Source organism: Chryseobacterium sp. PET-29 (assembly GCF_025736815.1).
GTDB lineage: Bacteria > Bacteroidota > Bacteroidia > Flavobacteriales > Weeksellaceae > Chryseobacterium > Chryseobacterium nepalense.
Genome location: NZ_CP107053.1, coordinates 332,470 through 345,361 on the forward strand (window position 1 = coordinate 332,470; position 12,892 = coordinate 345,361).

The 12,892-nt window shown below is 38.4% G+C and carries 6 protein-coding genes; 4 read left to right on the plus strand and 2 right to left on the minus strand.

All coding sequences use genetic code 11. The features are described 5' to 3' along the window. The 4 genes from ODE14_RS01475 (at window position 1) to ODE14_RS01490 (ending at window position 9,640) form a co-directional block, all read left to right on the plus strand. Window positions 1–1,812, plus strand: coding sequence for a pyocin knob domain-containing protein (locus tag ODE14_RS01475; RefSeq protein WP_263602676.1), 1,812 nt, complete (start codon window positions 1–3; stop codon window positions 1,810–1,812). 459 nt (window positions 1,813–2,271) lie between these two features. Continuing rightward, a complete protein-coding gene (locus tag ODE14_RS01480; RefSeq protein WP_263602677.1) occupies window positions 2,272–3,078 on the plus strand; it encodes a hypothetical protein in 807 nt (268 codons plus the stop codon). A gap of 14 nt (window positions 3,079–3,092) precedes the next feature. Then, complete coding sequence (locus ODE14_RS01485) at window positions 3,093–4,112, plus strand: hypothetical protein (protein WP_248394016.1); 1,020 nt, start codon at window positions 3,093–3,095, stop codon at window positions 4,110–4,112. Beyond that, complete coding sequence (locus tag ODE14_RS01490) at window positions 4,112–9,640, plus strand: pyocin knob domain-containing protein (RefSeq protein ID WP_263602678.1); 5,529 nt, start codon at window positions 4,112–4,114, stop codon at window positions 9,638–9,640. Before ODE14_RS01485 ends, ODE14_RS01490 begins: the two co-directional genes overlap by 1 nt. A gap of 128 nt (window positions 9,641–9,768) precedes the next feature. On the opposite strand, the gene ODE14_RS01495 is transcribed toward ODE14_RS01490, so the two are convergent. Together ODE14_RS01495 and ODE14_RS01500 are read right to left on the minus strand one after the other, a co-directional pair. Then, on the minus strand, window positions 9,769–11,493 hold the full coding sequence (locus ODE14_RS01495) for an ATP-binding protein (protein ID WP_248394014.1): 1,725 nt from the start codon (window positions 11,491–11,493) through the stop codon (window positions 9,769–9,771). A gap of 115 nt (window positions 11,494–11,608) precedes the next feature. Then, window positions 11,609–12,727: a sensor protein KdpD gene (locus tag ODE14_RS01500; RefSeq protein WP_248394013.1), complete on the minus strand. Its 1,119-nt coding sequence runs from the start codon at window positions 12,725–12,727 to the stop codon at window positions 11,609–11,611. Window positions 12,728–12,892 lie beyond the last annotated feature (165 nt).

Sequence of the window (12,892 nt, forward strand, 5' to 3'; positions counted from 1 at the left end):
ATGGATATTAATTACGCATATTATACTTCTGCGAAAGGCTATAGAGTAGTCAACGGTACTGCGGCCCAGTTTTTAAAAGCTGATGGCTCTGTAGATAATGCCTCATATATTCCTGCAGGCACAGAAATTAATATGGCTGATAAAAATATTAATTTCACAACAGGAAGTCTTTCACGATTTGAAAATAACACACGGGTTTTTAATAAAGTGTACCAAAGACTTTATGCTGGTGCCCAGACAGGAATTTTAAGTTTTAAATTTCCACAGGCTACCTCGCTTGCAACGATGTTTGATGTAACAATCAAAATATTCGGATGGAATGCCAGGATATTAGGAACCGTAAGAGTATCTTTTTATAAGTTTTCCGCAACTGTACTTAACAGCAATCACAAAGCTATTATCGAATGTTCTGATAATTTTCCTTCATCGGTAATTAATGTAGGATTTGATGCTTCCGGCAATGTTTGTATTAATATTGGGGAATCAAATACGGTCTGGAATACCTATCTGAAAGTAGAGGTTGAAAGAGTTGCAGCTTTTCATCAGGGAGCGAACTTCGATTGGTCTAAAGGATGGACACAAACCATCGAAACGGATGTTTCAACATACACTCAGCTTCTGTCAATTGCTACGGAAGTTGTTGCAACAAGAACATGGGTAGATCAAAATAATACCGGTTCAGTTCCTAAATTTGCCGCATTACTTGCTACTGCCGACCTGAATACATTTTTGACGCCCGGTTTTTACTATCAGCATGCCAGCTCTAATGCTACTTCAGCAAGAAATTACCCGGTTAGTCTGGCCGGCTGTTTAAATATTTATAAAACTTCCAGTACCCGGATTGTGCAGGAGTACAGTGATTTACAGTATGGCAGAACCTGGAAGCGTATTTATGATGGTATCAGTTTTAGTGGCTGGCTGAGAGTGTGGTCTGAAATAGATTTCAATCAGAGTAATATTACCAATTGGAATAACTCCGTACAGCAGTCAGCTTTAAGCAATTACTATACAAAAAGCGAAGCTCTGAATCAATTTGTGGGCAAAAATGGAGTTGAAACGATAAATGATACTAAAACTTTTACTCAAAGCCCCGTAATCCCCGCTGGGACATTGGATAATCATGCGGTAAACGTATCCCAGCTTATTAATTTAACGGACGGATTTGTAAAGCTTAACGAACCATTTCCGGGTTGGGAAATTATGCTGTTAAATCTCAATTCGGCTGAGATCGCAGGGTTGTTTGATAAAAAGAATGATCTCCTTATTGCCGCGAAAGAGAAAGACTATGTAAAAGTTGGCTGTAAAACAGGAGGTTACGATGGCGTTGCTATTAATTTAAATAACGGGCATATCGGTTATGGTGGTGTAGAACCAACAGATTCTCATAATCATTATTTTAACGGAACTATAAGAATTCCGTATGGTATTTATTCGGAATCCAGCAATAATAATGATGTATATGGCGGAGACGGGAGCTTATATCGTTTGTCCCACGAAATAGCCCGCGAAGATGAATATATCCGGCTCAGACCGGATGATAAGGAATTTATTGGTACTGCAAATTCATACGCCACCAAAAACAGGATTGTAAAATTGACACTTCTTGACGGAGGATCAATAGTAATTGGTCTTATGCCTGAATATCAGGAAATTACTGTTATGAACGTTAGTGGAAATCAGGCAAAATTTATAGTAAACAATACCAGTGTGAATTTTACCATACCTCCAAAAAGCAGCGCAAGGTATTACATGAACAGCAACGGAAGAATAATCCAGGAAACAATGAATATAGGAAACTGCGTTGCTTCTTAATATTTCTTAGCAAAAAATGTAACGCAAAGTAAATCATTGATTTAAAATATTTGCGTTCAGCAATAATTTATCAGCGTATATGGATATTCCTGTGCGCTGATTTATTTTAATGACGACCTATTATTCAGACAAATTTTATACAGACAGAATGTACTTCTGCAATTATTAAATGATCAGGATCCTGAATGGAAACTTACTGCAGCTACGGACTATACCAGTTAAAAAGCTTTCCCGGTAACTGAAAAAACATGAAATTTGAAGAGTACAGCATAACGGTAATCATTAAATTCAACAGACAGGTTTATGATTCAGGTTGAATTTCATACAGTTTCTTTTGCCCGGTGCAAAAACTTAATCCTCCAAAGACAAATCAGAATCATTTAATGAAATAAGTAAGTTTTAAAATGCTTTAATGTCTCACTTATTCTCAATTATATCAAGACTAATTTCAACAATCAAATGAATACACCATTAAATACAATTTTCAGCTGGTTTCAAAGCGGAGATTTTCCTACTGAAGCACAGTTCAAAGCAACATTTTCATCGTTTTATCACAAGGATTACCCAATTCCGGTTGAGAATATTGAAGGGCTTGAAGATCTTTCTCAATTATTTGCCGGTGCAGAAGCGTTTCAGGAACACCTGAGTGATTCTGATGCTCATTCCGCGCACCTGGCTTTACTGAATGCAGGTAATCTGACGCCAACTCATGTTAACAGCTGGAAAGATAAACTGGGAATTGTAAATGTATACACTAAAATACAAACAGATGGTTTTGTTAACGAATTGAAGGTGGCGGATACCAATCTGGAGTCAGAAATAGAAAATATCAAAAAGTTACTCTTATCCAACGATTTATCTCTTGATGAACTTCAGGAAATAGTTGATTTCATAAAGAAAAACCGTATTGATATTGAAGCATTAAAAGCGATTTCACAGGAAGGAATAAAAGAAGATAAAGTAAAGCTCCTACTGGATTACAGCTGGCTGAAAAGCCCTAAAAATCAACAGGAATTTAATCAGCAGATTTACGAAAAGGTTTTGGTCATCTCGGAGACCCCAACAAGCGCCCTAGTACAGATTACCGGAAGTACAGTATTTTCTAACCCTGTTGAAACGGAAAATGTAATCATCCAGGCACGCGATAGTGTTACTGGTAAAAAAATAAATATCGACGATTATGCAACCAACCAGACCATAGAGATTAATATGCTGGGCCAAATCGTTAACCCAATCAATATTCTCATTTTAAAAGTTAAACCATAAAAAAATAAAATACCATGAATAAAAACGCAGTAATAAGCAACAACGCAAATCAGGATAATTTTTTTGGAGAACTCCTACGTACACGTTTCCAGTATTTTGATTCACTTCCCGACACAAGCGGAGTTCCCGCGGGCTGGATCATTGATTACAAAAATGAGCTGCATCAATGGAATGGAAATCAATGGATTAATCTGGCAAATAATTATGTGCATCCGGATTATCCTCTTACCAATAATCCGTTCCAGACAGATCAGACCAGCGGACTTCTTTTGTTAAGTCAGATTCTTACCAACAGTTCCGGACATGTTATTAAAGTAGCAGGAAGAAACCTTACCAACGCAGATATTGTTTCCATTTTCCTGAATGATGCCGTTCAGTCGGGAACGTTTACATGGTCGTCGAATAAAATCAAAACGTATGTTGAAAACCTTTTAGGACAAAGTCTTACAGGTGCATTGATTTATCAGCCGGGAGGGTATGTTCCTTCTGCTGTTGAAGGTTCCATGGCTGCTCCGTCACCCATTACATCAGCCGGCATAAAAGTCGGGATGGTATGGGTAATTACGGCAAATGGCTGGGTTGGAAATAATCCTGTCTCTGTGGGAGACCATCTTATTGCCAACACGGATGGCGGGTCAAATGTACCGGCCAATTATCAGATCATAGAAAAAGGAATTCCGGATATTGTAGATGCTACAGATTCGGTAAAAGGACTTATTCAGATCGCTACGGATGCTGAAGCCCTTGCCGGAAGCAACGCTACTAAAGCAATGACTCCCAGATCAACAAGAGCGGTCCTGGATTCGAAAATCAAATCTAAAACATGGTATATTGGTGATGGCTCTTCGGTAACTTTTGTTATCACGCACGGCTGGAATGCCTGGGATGTCGACTATACCTGCTATCGTAATACAGATAACAGAAGAATAAATGTAAGCTTCCTGCCTCTCTCTGCAAATGATGTACAGATAGATGTTTTGGCACCTCTCTCCCCGAATGAATACAGAATTACTTTAACTGCAAGATTAGATTAATGATCGCACCGGAATATTTTAACAATCACATCGCTGTAGAAGGCGAAATTATCGTGAAAGGAGTTCCGAACGATACAGGTTTTGTATTGGTATGGAACCCTCTAACGAAAAAGATAAGCAAAAGGACACATGCGGAAATAGTTTCTGATTTAAGTCTCATGACTACCAATACTCCACAGGACGTCGGTGGCAGGAAAGTATTCTATGTTTCCGGAAATTCCAATCCGGAAGATACTACATTGTGGACTTATGGAACCGGTGGCGCAAAAGCAGGAATTGTGTTCTACAGCTCGGGAATGGATGCTGGAAAGATCAATTTTGACGGATATTTTCATTTTAAAAATTTTAATGATACAGGATATAAAGGCATCGTTGCATCTGAATTCAGAAAAGCAAATTCCGATGATGGTAAAGTTCTTTTGGGAGGTGGTGGAGAAAAATCAATTTCAGACTTCTCCGTAAACAGTCATACGCATGATTATCTATTTAAAGACGGATCATATCTGGCAGATGTTCACGGGTTATTTGAAAATAATAAGTTTAAATTTATTACCCGGGTTGATCAAAGTTCGGCAAATTTATTTCCCAGTAAACTAAATTCAAACTCAATACTCAGTATCGCATCACATGATGGAGACTATGGAAACCTGTTGGGCTTTAATAGTGAAAACCAGATGTTTGTAAAGTCAATTAGTGGCGGAAACTGGAGCGGTTGGGAACAAATAGCGTATAAAAGCTGGGTTGCATCACAATTAAATAATTTAACAGGTAATTATGTGCCTTTTAACGGGGCTTCACAAAACATCGATCTTAATTCTAAAAATATCTCAAATGTAGGGCACTTTCAAAACTCCGGGTCAATAATTAGCAATAATATTGCCTTATCCGCTTTTGCAGGCTCTTATGGAGGGTATCAGTCGAATCCTTTAATTAAAATTGGAGCGAGGCCTGGAAATATGATAACTTTTACCGTAAAACTGTATAATTATCCGCATTTTTTCTATGAGTTTCAAGTTAATATTTATAATTATTTAGGAGATGTTTATGAGCCTACGGTTACCTGGAAAGCAGGTGATTCTGCACACATAGATAGAATAGAGTTTTATAAAGATCCCGCTACGGGTGTTTTCTATATAAGACCCATTATTGAGGTTGCTTATTCCAGAATAGCAATTACAGATGTACAGGCATATGGGGGAGACGACACATTTTTGTCTTCCAGCTGGGATGTTGTTTGGGGAGGCGATGTTACACCACTGCTTCTCCAATATACAATATTAAGCACTAATTTTAATGGAGATTCGAGAGTCGTAAATACTCATAAAGAACAGCTTATTAATGCAAGAAAGGACTTTAACGGAGCTACCGGAAATGACTATCTGGGAGCCGCTCTGCAGCTGAGGGGTAATGGTCCTGCAAATACGATATTCCCAACAATTGCTTTTCATCAATCTGGTTTGTATGCCGGAACTGTTAGTTACAGAGGTGATGCTCAGGGATTTTATTTTACGGATGTTAATGGCAGCGGCTTTGAAAATATTACCGCAAGAGCATTCTATAAATATGGTTCTGATAATGGTAAGGTTCTTTTAGGAGGCGGAGATCATAAGTCTTTATCAGATTTCTGGACTCCGAATAATTTTAATCCTAATAGCTATATCCCAACCTCACATCCCGTTTACGGAATAAACTCCACAGAATTAGGAAACTGGAGACATTTCGCAGGATATTGGGACAATAGAAACATTCAGCCGGCCCATATTTTACCTCAAAACTTTCAGATCGGTTTTACAAACTGGTTTAACAATGGCGATCAGGCTAGTCATTATGCTGATTACCTGCATTTTGGAGGATATCAGGATTCTTCCGGCGGAAATCAAAACCTAATTATGTTTAGCAAAGCAGGACCTGGAATAAGACAGTTTCAGGGAAGCCCGCAGGGAGTTTCCCCATATAAGTCATACGTTGACTACTGGCATACCGGAAATTTTACACAATCAGAAATTGACAGATGGAACAGTGTAGCGGCAAATTCCAGTAATTTTGTCAGTCTTCATACAGAACAGACCATAATTTCCAAGAAAACTTTTGCCGGAGGAGATGGTAACGGCTATTCAGGTGCTCCTTTAATGGTGAACGGAAACGGCAATACCAATTTGGTTTATCCAACAATATCATTCCATCAGCCCGGACTGTATGCCGCAACAGTAAGCTACAGAGGTAATGGTTTTTACTTTATGGACATCAATGGAAATAATTTTGATTATGTAAGGGCTGCAGGATATATAAAAGACGGATCTGATAATAATTATGTGCTCCTTGGCGGAGGCGGCCACAAAGCGGTTTCAGATTTTTTAACCTCATCCAACTTAAATGATTACTTACCAAATGCTGGCGGGACAATGACCGGCATGATCAATTTCGGAAACAATGTGGGCGGAATTATGGGGCAGGTTGGTGATAATGATTACTGGCGGGTGTATGGCAATACAGCAGGATCAAATCAGGGCTATCTGGAAATAGCAACAGGTGATGATGGTAACGAACCGATTTATGTACGTCAGTACGGTGGCCTTTTTACAAGTCTCATAAGAACAGCTACCCTTCTTGATGAAAGTGGAAATACAAATTTCCCGGGTACTGTTTATTCTCAGGGATTTATAAAAGCCAATTCCGATAATTCATTAATCTTGTTGGGAGGAGGAGGCCATAAGGCTATTTCGGATTTTGCACTGTCTTCTCAGTTAGGAAGTTTTGTTACGTCCAATACTACCCAAACCATTGATGCCACCAAAACGATAGGTTTTCAGAATACCATCTATTCGGGGTGGGACAGATTATCGGTAGCCAATCCGCAGATGGGGCCTTTTTCGTTGCTTAATCTTGCATTGCAGGGAGCTTATCCTTTATATGGAGATGAAGAATTCAGATATGGCGCAAATGGAATAGGAGTTTATAATAATTATGGCAACGGTACAGTTTCCATGACCAGGGAAGCCGCATCTGATCTGCCAAACAGGTCAGGAATGCAGCTAAGATTTAATTATAATGGTAATGGAGCTACGCCGGGGTTGGGTGGATTTATATTAGGGTTTAATGCCAGAGCCAATGCTGTGTTTATCCAGAAGTTTATGGCTAAGCTGCCTATAGGCTATTCATTTAACAATGCCGAAAACTATATGGGCGATCATGCTTCAGTTAGCTGGCTGACTCCAAGATCCGGAACGGGAAAATGGGAAACCTATGTAAGAGCTGTTATATGTGGTACAGGAACCAGTTTTGGAAATGGAGGTCATGTATATGTTGATGGCCCGGATACGGCAATGGAATTTACTTTGGCTTTTGCTGAAGTGTATGAAGTAAACAGCTCTGTCTTTTCCAGAATAAAAGAAACATTCTATGCTAAAAATGAAACGATTGATTTTAATGAATCTGTTGATCCTTTAATTACCGCAGGAGCCGGTTCATGGATCCAGAGAGTTCTTCTAAAAAGAGGGTGGGATGGATCATATGGTGATTTTATTCAATTAAAAGTTCCGGGTTCAGGAGGTAATTCGGCATCATTAATAATAGATCAGAATGGCGGCCTCAGATCTAATTACGGATATTTTTATAGCGATAATTTAATTGGAGCACAGGTATTCAATCCTCAGAAAGAAACTCTTTATCTTGGTAACCCATCGCTGCCGCATATGGTATTACAGACCAATACCAATGTTCATTTTGATTATGAAGGAGCCGGCAGCATTTATACATTTAATATAAAAGGAGTTTATCTGGACAGGAATATTAATTTTAATCTTGATAATTCCGGAATCAATTTTTTTGAAGGGGGTAAGATCTACAAAAAAGCAGGTGGTGGAGTCTATATTAACAGAGGAAGCAGCGGCATAGATCCAAGAATAGAAAATGTAGATGGGTCTGAATCCTGGATGATATTGCATGAAGGAAATTATAATCCTTTTAAGAATTTAAGACATGTACCTGCTTTAGAAGATGTTTCAGAATCAGGAATCTACAGGCAGGAAGGTCCTACTTCCGGATATAGTTTCACAACAACTCTAAACCTAAACTCTTCGGACGGAAGACAACAGCTGACTATTGAAAGAGGTGGCGGGGGAATGAAGTTCAGAGGTTCTTATTACGGTTCCGGAAATCAGGGATGGAGCGATTGGAAAGACGTTATTCATTCAGGAAATATTAGTTCTTATATGAATGGCTATGGGTTTATAAGCCAGTCAGGTTTAAATTCCCAGCTTTCAGGATATGCTACTTTAGCAGGCGTACAGACATTTACCAATACCAATACTTTCGCTCAAAGTCCGGTAATTCCTAACGGTACTTTAGGAGCTCATGCAGTTAATTTAAATCAGCTGAACGGGAAAGCCAATGCGCTGGAAAATGCTACAGGAATAGGTTTTTCATCAGGTAATTATCCATCTGCAGACGGTTCGCAATATCCCTACATCTACTTTAATAATGGAGGAACGCAGGCTTATATCGCATTGGCAACACAAGCCTATTTGCAGAACAATTTTTTAAGTACTCCGGATGGTACATCTGTGATGATTCCCGGTTCGGATTTAAACAGCTACTTTAAAACAGGCTTTTACAGAGGTTCCGGATTGGCCAATGCACCTATGAATAACGGCGGATGGTGGTATGTGGCAGTTGAAACCCACGACAGTACCTGGGTAAAGCAAACCGCTACTTCATACGGTTCAGGAAATACTCCTAATATTACGTATCAAAGGACGATGGTGGGAGGAAGGTGGACTGCATGGGTACAGATCTGGACTACAGCAGATTTTACAGTTTCTAATATTCAGCAGTGGAATTATGCTTATCAATACGGATTAAAGCTGAATGAAGAATTTACAGTTCTCCAAAATACAGGTTTGGTACTGGCAGATAATTATTTTGGCGGAGAATCCGGGATTATCGACAATCAGACAACAAGGCTTCTTGCTGCGAAACAGAATGAATACTATTTTTATGGCTCCGGTTATGATAATTTTGACGGCCTGAATTTCGAATGTAAATACAGCCTTTTCGGAATGGGAATGCCATCTAACGGCAAAGATAAACTCGTTGTAAAAGGATCCGTAAAAGCTTTAAATAATTTTAAATCGGATAAAGAAAGACCGGATACACTTTTTATTCCTAATGGTGAGATCGCAGATTTAAGGGACGAAATTATCAATGATGAATCAGAATACGCCATAAGATTAGATCCTCATGAATACGAAATTGACCAGTCAGGATATCTGGAATTAAATGATAGAAACAGGTTGATCCATATTATTGGTGAATATTCTAAAGACATGATGGTCGTAAACCTGAGGGAAATCTATCCGAAACAACAAATTGTCATTTATAATTTTGACCATACAGGAAACGGTATGGAAGTAAGAATTAAGGGAAATAAAGTGTATAATATTGAATCACGCTGCTTCCTTAGATTATATGTCACTAATTCATTGAGAGTGATTGCAGAACGTCTGCAGCCTTGTGACATGATCTGGTAAGAATAATATTAATAATCAATTATGTAAACAGTATCTTACAAATTATATAAGTTATTTAAATCCTGCGCCGCTTCTTCGAAGCGGCGCAGGATTATTATGGTCATAAAAATTTACAGTTGCTTTTCTGTTTAAATCTTTTCAAGCGTAAACCTGAAGGTACTTCCGGCGCCGTATTCGCTCTCAACTTCTATATTGCCGCCCTGAGATTCTATCAGCTCTTTACTGATGCTTAGCCCCAAACCCGTACCTTCTTTTTTACTTCCCGGAATCCTGAAATAACGGTCAAATATCCTGTTAACATATTTTGGTTCAATGCCTTGTCCCGTATCCTTCACTGAAAAAACAATATGATGATTGACTTCCTGAACTTTAATAATAATTTCTGAATTCTGATAAGAATACCGTATGGCATTAGAAATCAGATTATTAAGAACCCATGAGGTTTTTTCACTGTCGGCCTTTACCAGTTCAGGTCCTTCGTCGGTTTTAATGTTAAGAGTAATATTCTTTTGCTCTGCTGCAGCCTTATTCGCTTCCACAGCATATTTTATAATGTCTGATATTTTGGACGGAGCAATATTTAATTTCATCGAGCCGCTTTCAACCTGGGCAATGTTCAATAGTTCTCCGGTGATTTTCAGAAGCCTGTTGGTATCTTCATTGATCCCGTTCACAAGATTTTTCTGATCGTCATTCAGGCTGCCTATTTTTTCATTTTCCAGAAGCTGTAATCCCATTTTGATAGATGAAATAGGTGTTTTAAATTCATGTGAAACGGTTCCTATAAAATTGGTTTTTGCAAGATCCAGCTCTTTAAAAGGCGTAATGTTATGAAGCATAATTACCTGCCCGATAAACTGGCTGTCCTGTTCACCGGTCGGGACAATATTAATATCGATGATGTTCTTTTCAAAATAGCTTTCTTTTCCATGAGCATAGATTTTCATCGATTCAAGGTCCCTGCTTTCATCAGGATACAGGAGATCTTTGATGATATTTCGCACCAGGTCATTGTTGATCGCCACGTCCTGAATCAATTGTCCTACGAAGCTTTCTTTCTGAAGTCCGGTAATGCTTAATGCCTCATTGTTTACAAACAACACTCTTTTATTTTCATCAATACCAATTACAGGATCCTGCATATTATCGATCAGCGTTTCAATACGTTTTTTACCTTTTAAAATTTTATCCAGCCTGCTTTCGGAATATTCCTGAAGCTTTTCAGCCATGGTATTGAAAGAATTTGCAAGTTCACTAAATTCGCTGCTGCCTTCAAAATGTACTCTTTCCTTATAATTCTGATTGGCAATCTGGCGGATACTTGCCGTAAGCTGGCGTACAGGGTCCGCAATATTGGAAGGAAGATTTACCATTAAAATAAATGCCAGTAAAAAGCAGATCATTCCCACCACGGAAATAACGGTAATGGCATCACGGGCAGTATCATCCGCAACGCTGCTTTTGTGCTGAATGGCAGACATATTAAGCTGCATCAGTTCCGTAAGGTCTTTCCTGATGGAAGACTGCAGGCTGGTATTTTCCGGATTATTTTTAAGGCTTGCAAAATGCGTGATTATTTTCTCCGTAGTTTCTTTCTCTCCCGGCTCCGTTACGTTTTTTTTCTGCTTTTCCAGATGCTTTTCAAACACCTCGAAAGCCAACGGGTCCGAATTGATTTCCTCCAGAGCCAACAGCATATTCCGGGAATATTCCAGCGTATTGTAATTCGCAACAAGAATATTATTGGTGTCTTTTTTCAGTTTTGTGATATTCCATACGCTTAATACAGAAAGTACGACAATCATCACAAATAAAACGCCAACACCTATATTGAGTTTTGTTTTAATTTTCATAGGATATAATGAAAGGTTTTAGTAAAAAATGAAAGAATAACACTTTTTACATTTTACTTCTAACTTTTTACATTCAACTTCTAACTTCTAACTTCTAACTTCTGACTTTTTACATCTAACTCAAGATAACCAAATCTATATTTTCCCGGGAAAGTTTATTAAGCAACGTATTGAAAGTATCGGTTGCCAGAATAATCTTCCAGAGGTTCAGATGAGGTTTTCCGATACAGACTGTGGTGATATTTCTTTCTTCGCACTGTGTCATGACAGCATGTGCTATTTTGGTATCTTCCACTTTTATAATTTCCGCACCCAATTCTGTGGCTAATTTAAAGTTATTAATTAAATGCCGCTGTTTGTCTAATGCAATTTTATCCGAACTTTCACTCGGAACCTGAACATACAAAAGGTACCATTGGCTGTTGTAATAATTTGCCAGTCTTGCTGTTTTTCGGATTACATTCTTTGCCGTTTTTTCATTCGAGCTGATGCAGGCCAGAAATTTTTCCTTTTTCAACGATTTATGAATCGTTATTTCAGATTCTACTTTTCTCGTTACCTGTGATGCAACTTCTTTTAAGGCAAGTTCCCTAAGCTGTAAAATACTTTCTGCCCTGAAAAAATTGTTTAATGCTGCGTTAATTTTCGTTTTGTCATAAATTTTTCCTGCTTTCAGACGGTTGATGAGTTCTTCAGCGGTAAGATCGATATTTACCACCTCATCTGCCTGAGAAAGAATGGAATCAGGAATTCTTTCCTTTACCTCAATATCGGTGATCTCCTTTACTTCTTCATTAAGGCTTTCAATATGCTGAATGTTGACCGCAGAAATCACGTTGATTCCCGCATCTAAAATCTCAACAACATCCTGCCATCTTTTTTCATTTTTGCTGCCTTCAATGTTGGTGTGCGCAAGCTCGTCTACAATTACTACTTCGGGACGAAGATTTAAAACTGCCTGAACATCAAGTTCTTCAAGCTCTTTACCCCGGTAAAATAATTTCCGTCTTGGAATAATAGGCAATCCTTCTAATAAAGCATGTGTTTCTTTACGATGATGGGTTTCAATATAGCCGATTTTCACATCAATTCCGTTTTCCAGAAGAGCGTGAGCCTCCTGCAGCATACGATAGGTTTTTCCTACACCGGCGCTCATTCCGATGTAGATTTTAAATTTTCCCCGTCTTGATTTTTTGATCAGGTCAAGGAAATCCTGTGCAGAATTTTTATTCATAACGGATTATGTGTGTCAAATGTAATGATTTAAGAGTTGTGAAAAGTAAGTAAGAAGTGAGAAGTAAGAAGTAAGAAGTTTGAAGTGAGAAGTAAGAGTGAGAAGAAATAATTAGTAATTTTTTCACCTTTCACCTTTTACCTTTCACTTCTTACTTCTCACTTT